13 protein-coding genes are annotated in these 17,532 nt (G+C 65.7%); 11 read left to right on the plus strand and 2 right to left on the minus strand.

Translation table 11 applies throughout. The features are described 5' to 3' along the window. Window positions 1-165: 165 nt before the first annotated feature. From BoBH3_RS16195 to BoBH3_RS16240, 10 genes are all read left to right on the plus strand, one after another. Window positions 166-1,488: a polysaccharide biosynthesis/export family protein gene (locus tag BoBH3_RS16195; protein ID WP_262331840.1), complete on the plus strand. Its 1,323-nt coding sequence runs from the start codon at window positions 166-168 to the stop codon at window positions 1,486-1,488. Between the two features lie 321 nt (window positions 1,489-1,809). Continuing rightward, window positions 1,810-2,481 carry a LuxR C-terminal-related transcriptional regulator gene (locus BoBH3_RS16200; RefSeq protein ID WP_262331841.1) on the plus strand — a complete coding sequence of 224 codons (672 nt, stop codon included), beginning with the start codon at window positions 1,810-1,812 and terminating at the stop codon, window positions 2,479-2,481. A 428-nt stretch (window positions 2,482-2,909) separates the two neighbouring features. Further along, window positions 2,910-3,449, plus strand: coding sequence for a sugar transferase (locus BoBH3_RS16205; protein WP_410050609.1), 540 nt, complete (start codon window positions 2,910-2,912; stop codon window positions 3,447-3,449). Window positions 3,450-3,526: 77 nt separating this feature from the next. Then, window positions 3,527-4,702 (plus strand): glycosyltransferase, encoded by a 1,176-nt coding sequence (locus tag BoBH3_RS16210; protein ID WP_262331842.1) that lies wholly within the window; start codon window positions 3,527-3,529, stop codon window positions 4,700-4,702. 25 nt (window positions 4,703-4,727) lie between these two features. Further along, window positions 4,728-5,420: a class I SAM-dependent methyltransferase gene (locus BoBH3_RS16215; protein ID WP_262331843.1), complete on the plus strand. Its 693-nt coding sequence runs from the start codon at window positions 4,728-4,730 to the stop codon at window positions 5,418-5,420. A gap of 71 nt (window positions 5,421-5,491) precedes the next feature. Continuing rightward, window positions 5,492-6,904 carry a hypothetical protein gene (locus BoBH3_RS16220; RefSeq protein ID WP_262331844.1) on the plus strand — a complete coding sequence of 471 codons (1,413 nt, stop codon included), beginning with the start codon at window positions 5,492-5,494 and terminating at the stop codon, window positions 6,902-6,904. Continuing rightward, on the plus strand, window positions 6,901-8,922 hold the full coding sequence (locus tag BoBH3_RS16225) for a glycosyltransferase (protein WP_262331845.1): 2,022 nt from the start codon (window positions 6,901-6,903) through the stop codon (window positions 8,920-8,922). Before BoBH3_RS16220 ends, BoBH3_RS16225 begins: the two co-directional genes overlap by 4 nt. A gap of 29 nt (window positions 8,923-8,951) precedes the next feature. Then, entirely contained in the window at window positions 8,952-10,607 is a 1,656-nt protein-coding gene (locus BoBH3_RS16230) for a Wzz/FepE/Etk N-terminal domain-containing protein (protein ID WP_262331846.1), read from the plus strand. Window positions 10,608-10,668: 61 nt separating this feature from the next. Further along, a complete protein-coding gene (locus BoBH3_RS16235) occupies window positions 10,669-11,463 on the plus strand; it encodes an FkbM family methyltransferase (RefSeq protein WP_262331847.1) in 795 nt (264 codons plus the stop codon). 51 nt (window positions 11,464-11,514) lie between these two features. After that, on the plus strand, window positions 11,515-12,525 hold the full coding sequence (locus tag BoBH3_RS16240) for a glycosyltransferase family 2 protein (protein ID WP_262331848.1): 1,011 nt from the start codon (window positions 11,515-11,517) through the stop codon (window positions 12,523-12,525). 4 nt (window positions 12,526-12,529) lie between these two features. On the opposite strand, the gene BoBH3_RS16245 is transcribed toward BoBH3_RS16240, so the two are convergent. Next, window positions 12,530-13,969 (minus strand): lipopolysaccharide biosynthesis protein, encoded by a 1,440-nt coding sequence (locus BoBH3_RS16245; protein ID WP_262331849.1) that lies wholly within the window; start codon window positions 13,967-13,969, stop codon window positions 12,530-12,532. Between the two features lie 18 nt (window positions 13,970-13,987). Further along, window positions 13,988-15,952, minus strand: coding sequence for a hydrolase (locus BoBH3_RS16250; RefSeq protein WP_262331850.1), 1,965 nt, complete (start codon window positions 15,950-15,952; stop codon window positions 13,988-13,990). 230 nt (window positions 15,953-16,182) lie between these two features. On the opposite strand from BoBH3_RS16250, the gene BoBH3_RS16255 reads away from it, so the two are divergent. Then, a complete protein-coding gene (locus tag BoBH3_RS16255) occupies window positions 16,183-17,484 on the plus strand; it encodes an FAD-dependent oxidoreductase (RefSeq protein ID WP_262331851.1) in 1,302 nt (433 codons plus the stop codon). Window positions 17,485-17,532 lie beyond the last annotated feature (48 nt).

Raw genomic sequence — 17,532 nt, forward strand, 5'->3', positions numbered from 1 at the left:
CCTTGCATGCGATCATAGACTTTGGACCCGGATAGTGGAAGCGCTCTCGCGCACGCGACTAGAAATTCCGAATCTGCCCCAATCGGATTAATAGCACTTCAACTTCTCCGATAAATTGGCAGCAAAATTGCTTGCTACTTTCTGGAACATGTCCAGGGGGCCCAAATGGTCGGTTGGATCACGTCCTTCGCTTCTGCCTTCGCTTCGCTGACAGCCGGTTTGATCCTGCTTGGCTCTCTCGCCGGGCCGGCGGCGGCATTCGAGGCCGACTATCACGTCGGCCCGCAGGACAAGCTCAGGATCAAGGTCTCCGAATGGCGGCCGGCAACGCGCGAGCTGTTCGAATGGGCCGCGGTGAGCGGCGAGTTCACGATCAATTCGACCGGCGTGCTCTCGATGCCGGTGGTCGGGACGATCCCGGTCGAGAACCTCACCACCGCACAGATCGGCGAGGCCATCTCGCGTCGCCTGAAGGAAGCTGCGGGGCTGGTCACGGCGCCGGCGGCCGCCGTGGAAGTCGCGCAGTATCGGCCGATCTATGTGGTCGGCGCCGTAGAGAAGCCGGGCGAGTACGCCTACCGACCTGGCATGAGCGCGCTGCAGGCCGTCAGCATCGCCGGCGGTTTCTATCGCTCCGAGACCTCGCTCGGCCGCTTCGAACGCGAGACGATCGTCGCGGAGGGCGAGATCAAGGTGAACGAGACGCAGCTCATTGCCCTGCTGCTGCGGCGCGACAGGATGGTAGCCGAAGCGCGCAAGGCTACGACGATAGCCTTCTCCGATGATGCCATGCGCTATGGAGAACGCCGTCAGGTGGAGCAGGGGATGGCCGAGGAGCGCGCACTGTTCCTGTCCCGCCAGCAGGCGGTCAAATCGCAGGTCGACGGCCTGACGCAGGTTAGGGCGCTGCTCGAAGACGAGGTCAAGACACTGAATGCAAAGGGCTTGTCGCTGCAGAAGCAGACGGACCTGGTGCGTCGTGAGCTCGACAACATCAACAGCCTGATGAGCAAGGGGCTCGCAGTCAGCCCGCGCCAGCTCGCGGTGGAGCAGAACCTTGCACAGATCGAGAGCCAGACGCTCGACCATGTCCTGGCGATGGCGAGGGCGCGACAGGAAATCGCCCGCACGGACCGCAACATGGCCGATTTGCTGAACCAGCGGGAAACCGAGATCAATCGCGACCTGCGCGAGACGCAGACGCAGCTCAAGCAGACCTTCGACCGCATCGGGTCGCTCAAGCTGCTGATCCGCGAGTCGAGCCTGGTCGCGCCGCGCGCCCAGGCGCAGCAGGCCAGAGACGCCGCCCGGGTCGGCCTTTCGATCCTGCGCCGGCAGGACGGGTCGTTGCGCGAGCAGCCGGCCGAGGAGACCTCGCCGGTCCTCCCCGGCGACATCGTCAAGATCGAGCGCATGAACCAGCAGGCGCCGTTGACCGACATCTCTCTGGGCGGACGCCAGCCGGCATCTGCCGCAGCGCAGAATTAATTGATTGCGACGCCGGATCGGAAAGCGACCAATCCGAGTTCCCAGTGTCTGTTGTGCCGACTGCCGAGACTGATCGTATCGTGCGGCCGAAAGGGCGTATCGCGATCTGAAGCCGCCGCGTCCGGAGCCCTCGCGGGCGCGAGCGAACAAGAAGTCTGATCGAGGGAAGGGCTACCAGGCCGTTTCGGCGTCGCCGTCGATCATCCTGACTTCACCGGCATGATGGATGACGGAACGTTACGGGCGCGGATTTCGCTGACCGGGTGGGGCCTTCCCTGCCATCCGGTCGATCATCGGGCATAGCTGTCGCGGGTTCATGTCGTGGGTCTGCTTCTGGATACGACGATCCGGGTCTTCGTAGCCGATCAGCATCCGCTGTTCCTGGCTGGGCTGCGCGCATGCCTCGAGGCTGCGGGAAACGTCAACGTAATCGGCGATGCCGCCAGCCCGATGGAAGCCGTCCGGCTGATCGTGGAGACCGCGCCCGACATCGCGCTGGTCGAACTCGATCTCAACGGCCTCTCGATCGTCGATTACATCGTCCGCGCGGCTCCTTTGGTGCGGATCATCGGCTTCGGCGAAAATGACACCGGCGGCTACGCCCGCTCCGTGATTGAACGCGGCGCTCGCGGCTACGTCCTCAAGCGCAGCCCCGGGGCCACCCTGCTCAAGGCCATCACCGCCATCGCGCGCGGAGGTGTCTATATCGACGGGCTCGATCCGTATCGGGCCGATGCGTTGCGCCTTGCGCTGACGCCCGACTTGCCGGCCAAGAGACGCGGCCCCACGACGCTGACAGCGCGTGAGCATGAGGTGCTGCGCCTGATCGCGCTGGGTTTCACTAACCGAGAAATTGCTGAAAAGCTCGGTGTCAACGTCAAATCCGTAGAGACTTACAAAATGCGCGCGAGCGACAAGCTGCGCATCCAACGGCGGGCCGAAATCGTTCGCTTCGGCATCACGCAGGGCTGGTTCCATGAGATAGCGACGTAAAGGCAGGCAACAAGCACCCGCGATAAATTATGTCATATATCAGGCAATCGTCGCGGCCATGAAATATAAGGCTCAATTTTTGAGCCGATCATTGCTTATTCAAATCATTATAAATTACCCAGAATCCCGTCATGAAAAACCTGACGCAAGATCATTTGAAGGCACGGCGATTATAAACTGGACAAATTTTTTGCACTGCACAATATCGACTTGAATGCCCTTAACGTTCCGTTAGGTTATATTTCCACGCGCCTTGGTCTTTCGATTGGGGTAATAAGATGAATAGACCTAGCTGGACTCAGGTTTTGTCTGTCTCGATTCCTTTGTCGACACAGACGGCTCGGCCAGCCAGCCGAGCTTCTCGACATGTCAAACGCTGGCTCGATCTTGCGCTTGCGCTCGTGCTGGCTTTTGCGCTGGCGCCTTTGATGCTGTTGCTTGCGGCGCTGGTGCGCGGTTCCGACGGCGGGCCGGCCCTGTTCCGCCAGGACAGGATTGGCCGCGGCGGCCGGCTGTTCCGTTGCTGGAAATTCCGCACCATGGCTTGCAACGCCGAGCAGGCATTGGCGGATTATATCGCCGGGAACCCCGAGGCCGCTCGGGAATGGCGCGAATGCCAGAAACTCACTCACGACCCCCGCGTCACGGCGCTGGGCGCCTTCCTGCGCAAGTCCAGCCTCGACGAGCTGCCGCAGCTCTACAACATCCTGGTGGGTGAGATGAGCTTCGTCGGTCCCCGCCCGATCGTGGCTGCGGAGGTCGAACGCTACGGCGATGCCTTCCAGCAATGTTTCTCGGTGCCGCCCGGGCTGACCGGACTCTGGCAGATCAGCGGCCGCAGCGACTGCAGCTATGCCCACCGCGTCGCGCTCGACAGCCGATACGCCAGCGAATGGGATCTGCTGCTCGATGCCGAGATCATGCTGAAGACCGTGCCCGCGGTCCTGCTCCAGAAGGGCAGCCGATAGAGACCGCGTGTCCGGTGCATCCGGGCGCGACCACGAAGACGAGACCAGACGCCACAGCACGGAGGCTCGGAACTGCCATGAAGGTCGCCATCGTCCATTACTGGCTGGTCGGCATGCGCGGCGGCGAGAAGGTCGTCGAGGCGCTCTGCCGCATTTATCCGGACGCCGACATCTTCACTCATGTCTATGCGCCGGAGGCGATCTCGCCCGAGATCCGGCGCCACAAGGTCATCACCAGCTTCATCAATCGCCTGCCGAGAGCAAGGAAGCTGTACCAGAAATACCTGCCGCTGATGCCGCTGGCGCTCGAGCAGCTCGATCTGCGTGGCTACGACCTGATCATCAGCAGCGAATCCGGCCCCGCGAAAGGCATCGTGCCGCCGCCGGGCTCGATGCACATCTGCTATTGCCACTCGCCGATGCGCTATGTCTGGAACATGTTCCACGAATACCGTGGACGTTCCGGGTTTGTGACGCGCGCGCTGATGCCTTTGCTCGCGCACTACATCCGCAACTGGGATTCGGCCTCTGCCAACCGCGTCGACCACTACATCGCCAATTCCGAGACGGTCGCAGCGCGGCTCCACCGCTACTACCGCCGCGCCTCCACGGTGATCCACCCGCCGGTCGACGTCGATGCCTTCGAGGTGCTGCCGAAGGACGAGGTGGAGGATTACTGCCTCATGGCCGGCGAGCTCGTCGGCTACAAGCGCCCCGAACTCGCCGTCGAAGCCTTCAATCGCAGCGGCCGCAGGCTGGTTGTGGTCGGCGGCGGCGAGATGCTGAACGAGTTGCGCCGTATCGCGAAGCCGAACGTTGCCATCCTCGGCCCGCAGCCCTTCCAGACGCTGCGTCACCTCTACTCTCGCTGTCAGGCGCTGATCTTCCCGGGCGAAGAGGATTTCGGCATCGTCCCGGTCGAGGCCATGGCCAGCGGTCGGCCCGTCGTCGCCTTCCGCCGCGGCGGCGCGACCGAGACCGTGGTCGACGGCGTCACCGGCCTGTTCTTCGACGAGCAGAGCGTCGAGGCGATCATCGAGGCGGAGGAGCGCGCCCGCAGCATCGACTGGCATCCCACCGAGATCGCGACCTACGCCCGCAACTTTTCGATCGAGGTCTTCGAGAAGCAGATGGCTCTGCATATCGGCCAGTTGATGAAGCCTCTTCCGGCGGCGATGGCGCGGACGCGTGCGGCGCGCGGCGCAGACGGCTTCGTGCCGGCCAAGCCCCCCTTGCTCGAACAGGGTGCCTGATCCGGACCTCGCAGGAGTTGCGTGAATGCAGACGATCTATGAGACCGAGACCTACGCCGAGCTGAACCCGAGCTGGCACGAGGAGGACTCGCCCTGGAAAGCGCGGCAGATCGAGCGGATGATCCGCGAGAACGATCTGCGCTTCGACACGCTCTGCGAGGTCGGCTGCGGCACCGGCGAGATCCTGCTGAACCTCGCGCATGCCTTTCCCGAGGCCGAGTATGCCGGCTACGAGATCTCGCCTCACGCCTACAAGCGCGCCAAGGCCAAGGAAACCGGGCAGATATCCTTCCATCTCGCGAATTTCGTCGATGAGGAGGTGCCGTTCTACGATGTCGTCGTCGTCGCCGACGTCATCGAGCACGTCGAGGACTACATCTCCTTCCTCAAGAAGCTGAAGCCGCGCGGCCGCTACAAGATCCTGCACGTCCCGCTCGACCTCTCGGTGCAATCGCTCTTCCGGGCCTGGCCGATCATGGGCCTGCGCGAGAGCGTCGGCCACCTGCACTACTTCTTCAAGGATTCGGTCCTCGCGATGCTGGAGGACTGCGGCTACAGGATCATCGACCATCGCTATACGGCGAGCCGCCTCGAGTTGCCCAACCAGGCGCTGAGCAGCCGGCTGATGCGCCTGCCGCGCCGCATGCTCTATGCCGTCAATCCCGATTTCGCCGTGCGTGTGCTCGGCGGCTATTCCCTCCTGGTCCTGGCGGAGTAGCCCTTGGGCAAAGATCGGCGACATGGCGACCCTCGGTATCACCCTCCAGGCGGAGGGCGGGCAGGCGCGTCATGAGCATCGAGCCGATCGGCATCGCGACCTTCCTGATCGGGTTGTTCTGCCTGGCCCTGGGCAATGGCGCCCTCGTGCCGGCCGTTGCCATGGCTTCGCTGTTCGGCGCCTCCGCGGCCCTGCTCATCGGCGCGGCGAACATCCAGCCGGGCCATGTCGTGCTCGGCTTTTTGCTGATCTCGGTGATGAGCCGCGGGCAGGATGCCCGCAACATGATCCGGGCGCTGCGCCCCGGTGAGCCCGGCTTCTGGTTCGCTTGCCTCACGCTTTACGGCGTTGCCAGCGCCTTTCTGCTGCCACGTGTGCTCGCCGGCTCCACCCAGATCGTGCCGCTCGGCTCCTCGGTCTACGACGAGACGGGCTCGACGATCCCGCTGGTGCCGGTGTCGAGCAACCTGACCCAGAGCGTCTACCTGACCGCGAACCTCATCGTCTTCGCCGCCGTGGCTGGGATCGCCGCGCGGCGGGAGGGCTTCGTCGCGGTGCTGGCCGGGCTGATGGCGTACTGCATCGGCAACACGCTCTTCGCCCTGATTGATCTGGCGACTTACGCGACCGGCACGCAGGATCTGCTCGGCTTCATGCGCAACGCCCGCTACACGCTCCACACCGACACCGAGATCGCCGGCCTGAAGCGCATCGTAGGCTCCTTCACCGAGGCCTCCGCCTTCGCCCGCTCGACACTGGGAGTGATCGGCTTCACCGGCACGCTGTGGCTCTGCGGCTATCGCCCGGCTCTCACTGGCGGCGTTACGGCAGCGTCTCTGGTGCTGCTGGTGCTTTCCACCTCCTCGACGGGGCTTGCCGGCTCGCCGGTGATCCTGGCTCTGCTCTATGGCACCGCCCTGTTCGGCGGCTCGACGGTCTTCGGCGGCCGCACCCGCTCCTTTGCGATCGTGCTCGCTCCGCCGCTGCTGCTCGGCGCTGCACTCTTCGTCGTGCTCGATGAGGGAACGAGGACGACGGTGCGCGACTATGTGGACATGCTGCTCCTGCAGAAGGGCAACAGCGATTCAGGCATCGAGCGTAGCTCCTGGAACCGCATCTCGTTCCAGAATTTCCTCGACACCGGCGGGCTCGGCGTCGGCCTCGGCACGGCGCGTGCGTCCAGTTTCGTAGTAGCCCTGCTCGCCACCGTCGGCATTCCGGGAGCGCTGTTCTACGCGCTGTTCTTCACCAGCGCCCTCCTGCAGCGGCGCGGTGTGCCCGGCAGTTTTCCGTCCTGCGTGCGCCTAGCTGCGCGCAACGGCTGCTTCGGCCTGATGATCGGCGACCTGCTGGTCGGGCCCGTCATCGATCAGGGGCTGTTCTTCTGCCTCCTCGCCGCCATCGCCTCCGCCTATCCCGAACGGGACGAGGCACTCCTGCGCCAGCCCCTGCCCCGCGTCATGCCGTTGGGAGTCAGGGCATGACCGTGCCAGCCCCCTTCGCCATCAACGGCCGCTTCCTGACCCAGAGCCTCACGGGCGTTCAGCGCTACGCCCGCAACGTCGTAGCAGCGCTGGACGACACCAGCCTTGGCCGCGAAGCTACGCTGCTCGCGCCGCAGGGAGCGACCGATCCCGGCCTGACGGATATCACGCTGCGTCGCGTCGGGCCGCTTTCCGGCCATGCCTGGGAGCAGGCCGTCCTGCCGCTGCGCGCCGAGGGACGCCTGCTCAACCTCTGCAACACCGCGCCTGCCCTCAAGCGCGACCAGATCGTCTGCATCCACGACGCCAACGTCTTCACCGCGCCAGAGAGCTATGGCCGGGCCTTCCGGACGCTCTACGGCACGCTGCAACCGCTGCTCGCTCGCCGCGCCGCACGCATCACCACCGTGTCACAGGCATCGGCGCGCCAGATCGCCCGCTACCTGCCGCTGCGGGCGCAGGACATCGCCGTGCTGCCCAACGGCCACGAGCACGCCCTCGCCTGGAACCCCGCGCGCGCCGACTATGCGCCTTTGATCCTCGCGCAACTCGACGGGCGCCCCTTCGTGCTGGCTCTGGGCTCCCAGGCCCGCCACAAGAACCTGAAGCTCCTGGTCGATGCAGCACCGGCCCTTGCCGGGCTCGGCATCGAGATCGTGGTGGCGGGCGGCGGCGGCGGCGTCTTCGCGCCGGAGACGCTCGCGGCGGCGCCGAACCTCCATGCTGTCGGCCGCGTCTCCGACGACGATCTCGCCTTCCTGATGGAGCGCGCGCTCGGACTGGTCTTCCCGTCTTGGACCGAGGGCTTCGGCCTGCCGATCGTCGAGGCGATGGCGCGGGGCTGCCCGGTCGTCTCATCCGACCGGGCGAGCATGCCGGAGGTCTGCGGCGATGCCGCGCTGATGGCCTCACCCGCCGATCCGGCCGCCTGGATCGCTCATGTGAAGGCGCTGCGCGACGAGCCCTCCCTGCGCACGGAGCTGATCGGACGCGGCCACGAGCAGGTGAAGGCGTTCTCCTGGCGGGCCACGGCCGAGGGCTATGCCGAGCTGATGCGGCAGCCCCTGGCACGCCTGCCGGCGCGCCCGGCCGCACCGCCTTCAGTCAAGATTGCCGTCGCCATCGCCACACGCGGGCGGCCCGAGATCGTGGCCGCGACGGTGAAGCATCTGCTTGCCACCCAGACCCTGAAACCCACCACGACCATCATCTCCTGCATCGATCCCGCCGACGCCGGGGATCTCGTCGCGCACAAGGACGTAACGGTCGTCACCGGCCCGGCGGGGCTGGCCGCGCAGCGCAACACCGCGCTCGCCCATCTGCCGGCGGAGACGGAGATCGTCGTCTTCTTCGACGACGATTTCGTCGCTCATGGCGACTGGCTTTCGGTGGCGGCGCAGAGCTTCCGGGACGAGGCGGAGTTGGTCTGTTTCACCGGCAGAGTCGTGGCCGATGGCGTGACAGGCCCCGGCGTCGGCTTCGAGGAAGCGCTGCGCCTCGTTGCAGCGGCCGCGCCGAGCGGAGGGCGCTGGACCGAGCCCTTCAGCCCCTATGGCTGCAACATGGCGTTCCGGGCATCCGCCATCGAGGAGCTGCGCTTCGACGAGCGGCTGGTGCTCTATGGCTGGCTTGAGGACCGCGATTTCGGAAGCGCTCTCGCGCGACGCGGCGGTCGCCTCGTCAAGTCGCCTGATGCGACCGGCGTCCATATGGGGGTCAAGGGCGGCCGCCTCTCGGGCGAGCGCCTCGGCTATTCGCAGGTCGCCAATCCGCTCTACATGCTGCTCAAGGGCACGATGACACCGCGCCAGGTGGCCGGGCAGCTTTTCCGCAACCTTGCGAGCAATTTTGGCAAGGCCTTCCGGCCCGAGCCGTTCATCGACCGCCGCGGGCGGGTCAGGGGCAACCTCATTGCCTTCGCCGATCTCTTGCGCGGGCGGCTTGCGCCCGAGCGCGCGGCACTCCTCGACCCAAGACCTTCTCCGCCCATGCTCCAGCCTCAGGTGAAGACGCGATGATGCATAAGAGTCTCGTTCCGGGAAGCCGCTTGCCGCGCATCTGGCCTGTCGAGGACCGCTCGGTCGAACGTGCGGACGAGGGGCCTGCCGCGCTGCTTCGGGCGATGGCGGCGATCGCTTATCGGCACAGGGGCAAGCTGCTCATCTGGACCCTGCTCTGCGTCGCGGCCGCGGCGATCTACGCCCGCTCGCGCGAGCCGGTCTATACGGCGACGGCCAGCGTGCTCCTGGAACCGCGCCGGCAGGCGGCGACCTCGGCGCGTGAAGTGGCCGCTCCCGCGACACTCGATCTCAGCCGCGCCGACAGCGAGATTCAGGTCATCCGCTCGGAGCGGCTGCTGGCGACCGTCTTCGACAGCCTGGGCCTCGCCAGCCACCCCGAGCTCCAGCCACGGCCTCCGAGCCTTCTGCGGCAGCTTATATCCAGCGTGACTGGTAAGCCCTCCGAGACGAAGGATGGCGCCCAGCCTGCCGCGCGCAGCACCGCGGGAACAGGCGCGGCGCCCAGGATAGAGCCGCGGCAGATGGCCTTCGCCAATTTCGCCAGCCGCATCACCACGCGCCGCGTCGGCCAGTCCTATGTCATCGAGATCTCCTACGTCTCCTCCGATCCCGAGCTGCCGGCGCGGGTCGCCAACGCTGCCGCCTCCGCCTATCTGCTGCAATCGGTCGGCGCCAAGGCGGATGCGGCAGCGAGCGGCGCGGAGTTCCTGCAGGGAAGGCTCGATGCGCTGTCCGCTCAGGTCAAGGCAGCAACCGACGCCGTCCGCGAGGGCAGCCTGCCGAACCTGCCGACGCCCGATGCCGATGCCCGGATCATCGGCGCGGCGCTGGCACCGCTGGGACCGTCGGGGCCCGGTTCGACGCTGATCGTCATCTTCGGCGCGGTCTTGGGGCTGATGACCGGCTTCTTCGCTTTGGCGGTCGCCGGGCTCTTCGACCGACGCATCCGCACCGGCGAGGCCCTGCAGCGCGAAACGGGCTTGCTCTGCCTGGCTAGCGTCCCCGATGCGGCACATTGGAGTGGCCGGGCGCGCCGGGCCGCTCCGGAAATGGAGCGGCTCGCCGTCACGGGCGAGGATAGAGGATTCGGCGCTGCCATAAGCGACCTGCGTACCGCCATCGAGATCGCCGCCCCCGCCGATGCCGAGGGCGGGCATCGCATCATCGCCTTCTGCTCCGCGAAGCCAGGCGCCGGAAACACGCTCCTTACGATGAATCTGGCGCATCTAATCAATCAGAGCGGCCGCCACGTCACCGTCATCAATGGAGAAAGCATCTGGTATCCGCAGGACCTGAATGGCTTGCCGGGTACGGCTTCGATCGTGGACGCCTTGGCAGCGCGCAGCACACCGCCGGAAAAGATCGTGTTCTTCGACCTCGACGGCATCGCCGTGCTGCCGATCCACTCCGCCAATGCCCAGCGCAACCGCGTCGCCGACCTCTGCTCGCCGGCAGTGGCGCAGATCCTCGCCTATGCCGCCAGCAAGGGCGATGTCCTGCTGGACCTGCCGTCGTTCTCGGGGTCGGCAGAAGGGCTGGCGCTGGCCAAGCATGCCGACGCCGTCATCCTGACAGTCGCGGCCGGACGCAACAGCGTCGAGGAGATCGACGCCCTCGCCCGCTCGCTGGCGCGCGTGGACGCGAATGTCATCGGCGCGGTGGTGAATCGTGCCGGGCGGTGAAACCTCCGCCGCAGGAACTCCGGGCGCCGGAAAGGCAGGCCCGGGCAGAGCAAGCAGCAGCATGCGTCACATCATCGCCACGGGAGCAAAGAGGCTCGGCGCCGGCGCCCTCTCCACCTTGGCTTCGCGCCAGGATCTGCGTCGGCTCGTGTTCAATGCCCTGCGGCTGAGGCGGCCGGAGATCATGTCGCTGCGGGCCGTCGATGAAGTCCGGTTCCTCGGCTACGCCTTTGACCGCATCGACCTTTCGAGATCGCAAATCCTCCAGGATCTTTGGGTCTGTTTCGAGCTTGGCGAGAAGCGCAGCGGCTATTTCGTCGAATTCGGCGCCACCAACGGGCTGACCAACAGCAACAGCTGGCTGCTGGAGAATGGCTTTGGCTGGACCGGGATTCTCGCCGAGCCCAATCCGGTCTGGCATGCCGATCTCGACCGCAACCGAAGCTGCGCCGTCGACAAGCGCTGCGTCTATACCCATTCGGGCCAGGTTCTCTCCTTCGTCTCTCCGGAGGATCCGGAGCTAGGCGGCATCTCCGACACCGCTGGCCACGATCATTTCGCCGAGATCAGGAAGTCCGCATCGAAGTTCGACGTCTCCACGGTATCGCTGGCCGACCTGCTCGACGAGCACGGAGCGCCCGAGATCATCGACTACATGTCGATCGACACCGAAGGCAGCGAGCTCGACATCCTACAAGCGTTCAATTTCCGCCGCCGCCGTGTCCGTCTGCTCTCTGTCGAGCATAGCCACAGCCCGCAGGAGCGGAAGATCGATCTTTTCCTCGCCTCCCATGGATACAGGCGCCGGTTTCCGGAGTTTTCGCAATGGGATGGCTGGTACATAGGCGAGATCTGATGCTCCACCTCGCATGTCTGCTCGGCTCACGGCGCAGGGAGAATGCGGGCGATGCCTGAGCTGCCCCGACTCGCGGTCGTCATCACCTGCTGGAACTACCAGGAGTACGTTGGGCGCGCGATCGCCAGCGTGCTCAGCCAAGGCCGGGAGGATTGCGAGCTGATCGTCGTCGACGATGGCTCGACGGATGGGTCCTGGGACGTGATCGCCGCCGCCGGCGTCAACGCTTTCCGTATCCCCAATAGCGGCCAGCGCGCCGCTTGCCTCTACGGCTTCGAGCGTACGCGCGCGCCCTTCGTGCTGTTCCTCGACGCTGACGACGAACTGAAGCCCGATTCGCTCGCCGCCATCATCGCCCAGCTCGATCCCGAAGTGGCAAAGCTCCAGTTCGCCCTCACCCGCATCGACCATGGCGGGAGGACCATCAGCGGCGCCATCCCCGCGCTGACGGCCTTTCGTCAGCGTGAGGAACTCGTCCAGCGGGTACTGGAAAGCGGCGCCTACGCGACGCCGCCGACCTCAGGGAACGTCTTTCGGCGGGATGTCTGCGAACTCCTGCGTGAAGCCGATTATGACCGCGCCGTAGACGGGGTGATCCTCTTTGCCGCGCCGTTCATGGGCGACGTCGTCAGCTTGCCGGACGAACTCGGGCTCTATCGCGTTCATGACCGCAACGATTCCGGCCTCGGCCGGGCGCTCGATCCCGTAGCCTTGCAGCGCGACCTGCGGCGCTTCAGCGCCCGCATGGAGCATCTGCGCGTCATCGCGGCCCGCTACGGCCGTGCCGACGAGATCAGCCAGCCGCAGGACACCTATTTTCATCTTGAGCGCAGCTTCTATTTCGCCATCGCCACCGGGCAGCGGCCGCCCTTCGGCATGTTCCGGCGTCTCATGGCCCGCCATTGGCGCGAACAACCGCCGTCGCGCACGAAGCTCGCCATGGCCGGTTTCTTCCTTCTGGCGATGGCGCTGCCCACCCGCCGCGCCAAGCAGGGCCTAGCCTATCGCCTGAATGCCGGCGAGCGGACACCTTCCGGCCTGTTCAAAGCCGTGATGCGCTAAGGCGTCACCAGCGATCCGCCAGTTCGAGACGCCCGCCGCCGAGCAGGAGCCGCATGCCGAGCCCGAGGAGGGTCGCGACATAGAGCCCTGCGCCCGCCGCGGCGACGAGGGCGATTTCGACGAAGCCGGGAAGTCCGAGCGGGGCGAGATGGTGGCGCAGGGCCAGCACGCCGCCGGCCATCACGACGGCAGCGATCGCGACTTTCCAGATATTGGCGAGCTGCGCCATCAGGCTGATGCCGACCAGCGCGCGCACTTGAAACAGATAGACGACGAACATCAGGCCGGACAGCAACACCCGCCCATAGCCGACGCCGAGCACACCGAAGCTGTAGAACGCTGCCGAAATTAGGATGAGGCGCAGGCTCAGATCGCAGAGATTCATCCGGAAGATGATGTAGGGCCGGTCGATGGCGAGGCTGAGCGAATAGAGCGTCTGGAAATAGGGGATCGGCATCACCGCCAGCGCCAGCAGTTGCAGCAGCGGTGCGGCCTCGATCCATTTCGGGCCTAGCAGCAGCGCAACGACGAGATCGGCCGTCAACGCGATGCCGAGGCTCGCCGGAACCGCGATGAGCATGGCGAAGCGCGCGGCCTTGAGGAAGGCGAAGCGCAGCCGCTCCCGGTCATTGCTGATCCGGGCGAAGGCCGCCATGACCGGCTGCAGCGCTGGGCCGATCAGGCTTTGCGTCGGCAGCACCGCCATGTCGTTTGCGACGGTGTAGGGCCCGAGGCTCTCCTTGCCCTTCACAGCGCCGATCAGCAGCCGGTCGAACTGCCAGTTCAGCGCCGCCACCAGCTGCGCCGAGCTGAACCAGCCGAAAAAGCCGGCGAAATCCCGCAGCCTTGCGAGTGAAAGTCGCGGCCGGTAGGGCGCGAGCACATAGGAGGCGGCGACCGCCGCGACGGAAACGGCCGTGAAATTGGCGACGAGCGCCCAATAGCTGCCGCCGAGCAGGAGAGTCGCCATCGCCGCGGCGAAGGCGACGATCTTGCCGACGACCTCCATGATGAAGGTCTGCCGGAAACCGAGCTCGCGCATCGCGAAGACCATTGCGGGGCTGGCGAAACCACGAGCAACCGGCCCTAACGCCAAAGTGCAGATCACGGGCGTAAGCGCAGGCTCGCCGTTGAAGGCCGCGAAGGGCCAGGCGCCCGCCAGCAAGATCAGCGCGATGACGCTGCTGCGGATGACGGCGAGCGTGAAGCCAGTATCGAGTTGCTCCGTCTCGATATTCTCGAGCCTGACCAGCGCCTGGACAACGGGAACCTCGAGCACGGTATCGACGATCAGCACCAAGGTCAGCGCCATCGCGACAAGGCCGAAATCCGCCGGCGTCAGCATCCGCGCGAAGACCAGAAGCGTGACGAAATCGATGCCACGCCCGAGGAATCGCGAGGAGACCAGCCATCCGGCACCCAGCAGGGTCTTCATCGCGAGCATGGCGGCATCCGCAATCGATCAGCGATAGCGCTGCGCGGACAGGCCCCGCAGCATATGGGCCGCCTCGACTGCGGCCAGCAACGCCGGACGCAGGATCGAGAACTCGCGAGCGATGGCACCTTCGCGCCAGAGATGCGAGCGGATCAGCCTGATCCGGCCGATCAGGCTCGCGCCGCTATCCGGCCGAATGGTACTGACGATATCCGGCCGGCCGAAATCGACGGAGCGATCGCCAACCTCCAAGGCGAAGACATCGGACGAACTCGGGTTGATGATCGCCCGCTTGAGCTGCGGCCAGGCGCGCTCTGCGTCGGCGAGCACAGTCGCGCCGTCCGTCAGGTCGTCAATATAGGCGAGCACGCTGCCGAGCATGGCGTTGCCGGCGGCCGGGTCGATCACGCCATGACGGATGTCACCGCAGTTGGACACGACTTCGCCTGCCTCGCCCTCCCCGAAATCGCGGACAGATGCGACGGCCGGCTCGAAAAGGCTCTCGATCAGATGCCAGTAGCGCAGGATCGTCGTCTCGATCCGGAGCGGATTGTAGAGATTCTCCTCGACGACGAGGCCGGCGACCCGCGGGAAATGCTCCTCGCTGAGCCCCTTGTAGTTGCAGCGGGCGAATTGCAGCGTCTCGATCGCAAGCCCAGGAAAGCCGGCAGCGAGGAGCCGCTGCGTGCTGCCATAGAGGCCAGTGTCGCAAAGGAGCACCCGCGTGGCACCTCCGCGTACAGCGTCGAAATGGCGGCTGAAAAGGTCGTTCTGCCGCTCGATGGCGGCAAGCGCCTCCCGCCCCTCCTCGCTCTCGAGAAGTGCATAGAATTCCGCCGGGACGAAACGACGCCGCCAGCGCTCCGACGGTACTTCACATCCGCCGCTCAGCGCCTGGGCCACATCGGCGAAGCTGCCACCCGCGAACTCGCGGCCAAGCTCGTCCAGTGCCGCCGGACTTCGCCTCACCACCGCGGAACGCGCAGCGGCAAGCCGCGAGATCATCAGGTTCTCGCGCCGAACCGGAAGCGGCAGTTTCAGCCGCTCCATCACGCGCTCGAACGCTTCACGGATGCCGATGCCACCGCGAGCGCAAAACAACAGCACAGCCTCGTCCTCGCCCTTCTGGGCCTGATCGGCATAAAGCCAGATGCGCAGGCAGAATTCCGCAACGATCGGGCCGAGCACGTCCCGGCCGAAGCAGGCCGCCTCATGGCGGAAGGGCGGGGTCCGCCCTCGCATGCGCCGGCCCATCCGGCGTCCAAGCTCCGTTAGGCCACCATCAAGGCGCGACAGCCGGCGACGCCAGCGGCTACGCGGAACATGGACCGTGCCGATTCCCATGGCTGCGGGCCGATCGCGATCCGCTGTCTCGTCGTCGCCGACATGCATCGTCTCTTCGGGCTCGACCCCTTCCGTCACCATCACCAGACTGAAAAGCCCGCCTTGGCGTTTGGTCAGCCCCTCATCGGCGCTGGAATAGATCCGGTCGAGCAGGCCTGTGCCGTGGAAGTGCTCGATCAGCTGTCCGAGCTGCGTCGCCGACAAGCCGATGTCGCTGACGGCGACGACGCGCCTGCCCGCTTCGCGATGCCGCCTCAGAAGATCGCCCAGCGGCCTGTTCGCCGTCAGCGAGGCCTTCTCCACCTCGATCTCGATGCCGAGCCGCGGTTCGATCAGATTCTCCGGCAGGCCGAGCATCTGCAGCTGACGCCGGACGATGTCGATCGTCCGGACCTCACCACGCCCGCCGGCCGTGTCGAGCGCCCGGAAGGCCAGCTTCTGCGCCTGAAGGCGCGCATCCATCAATGCGTGGGCACTCACCCTGAAGCCGCCCCGTGCGAGCTGGCCCGCGAAACGGGTCTCGGCCTCCAGGATGCGCGAGCGCTCGGACACCGGCTTGCGCAGCAGCAACGTGTCGAAAATATCGGTCGAGATCAGCTTGACCCCGGTGAGGTCGCTGTCGAGCCGCGCGAAGGATCGTTCTGCCATCGCCGTATCTCGCCTCATGTCTCGCGACTAAGGATCGGCTTCTGCAAAGCAGGTATCATGCCACTGCCTGCTACGGCACCTGCAACCTAATCGGTCGCTGATCTTGGGGTCGCGAAGATTTTAGCGAAGCACTGAAACAGAACCTGCTCCAGGCGCTGGCCCGGACCTTGCTATGAGCAAGGATAGCGTGAGCATGCACGGTGACGGGGCCGAGGGGGCTGGATCTTACGATGAGCGATGCGGAGGGCGGAGGGCGCTATGATGCCATCGTGCTGGGCGCGGGCATCTCGGGCCTGGTTTCGGCCTCGGTGCTGCTGAACCAAGGGTGCAGCCGCGTTCTCGTCGCCGATGAATATGCGCATCTCGGCGGAAACCATATCGACTGGTCGTCGGGCGACTACACCTTCGACATCGGCAGCCTGATCTTCCAGGACGACTCCCCGCTGCTGGCGCACTTTCCCGAGCTGCTGCCGCGCTATGTGCCGATCGATCCGCGCTGGGCCCGGCTCAACCCGCAAGGCATGGTGACCGCCTATCCGATCTCGCTGCGGGACGACCTGCTGGCGGCGGGGCCCGTGCAGCTCTCCCTCATCCTCGGCTCAGTGCTCTATGCACGGCTGTTCCAGCGGAAGATGGCCAATGCTCGCGACTTCGCGCGCTACTGGATCGGCGACCGCCTGCTGCGGCGCTCCGGTCTCGAAGCCTATATGCGGCGCTTCTACGGGATCGAACCAGAGCGGATCGACCTTCAGCTGGCCCGGAAGCGGATGCAGTGGATCAGCGAGAACGCCTCGGTTGCCAGCCTGCTGCGCAAGTTCCTGGCGCCACGGCCGACGGGACCGGGAAATCGCCAGCTCGCAAGGCCCCGAGAGGGCTTCCAACATCTTTACAGCGCGGCAGCCGAACAGCTTTCGCAGCGCGGCGTCGGCTTTCGCCTCGGCACGAAGCTCGAGGCGATCACGAAGGAGGCGGGAGGCTTCCGTCTCCGTTGCGCGGATGGAGACATCAGCGCCAGCCGGATCGTCTCGACGATCCCCTTGCCGCGCGCGCAGGAGCTCTGCGGCATCCCGGCTGCGAAGCTGGAGACCGTCACGCTGCTCGCGCTCTACTTCAGCTTCGCGGGGTCGGAGCGAGGCTTCGACGCCTCGATCCTCTACAATTTCTCGCATGAGAGCGCTTGGAAGCGCTTGACGGTCTATTCGGATTTCTATGGTCGCGCAGGGGGGCGCGAATATTTCGCGGCCGAGGTCATCGCCGACCATATCGGCGGCGACATCGCGAAGGCCGAATCGGATTTCCGCGACCACATGGCGGCAAATGGCCTCTTCACCGGCGACCTCAAGCTGGAGGGGCACCAGTTCCTCGAAAACGCCTACCCCATCTACAAAAACGGCGCCGAAGAGGCCGCGGCCGAAGCGGTCAGATCGTTGCAGGCGTTCGGGATCGAGTCGCTCGGCCGACAGGGAGCCTTCAACTACCAGCCGACGGCGCGCGTCTCGACGATCGAGGCGGAGGCCGCCCTGCGGACATGACGGGTACGGGGATGGCGTGGAACTTGCTGCTCACGGCGGACGGCAACG

The organism is Allobosea sp. BH3, assembly GCF_025499465.1.
Lineage (GTDB): Bacteria > Pseudomonadota > Alphaproteobacteria > Rhizobiales > Beijerinckiaceae > Allobosea.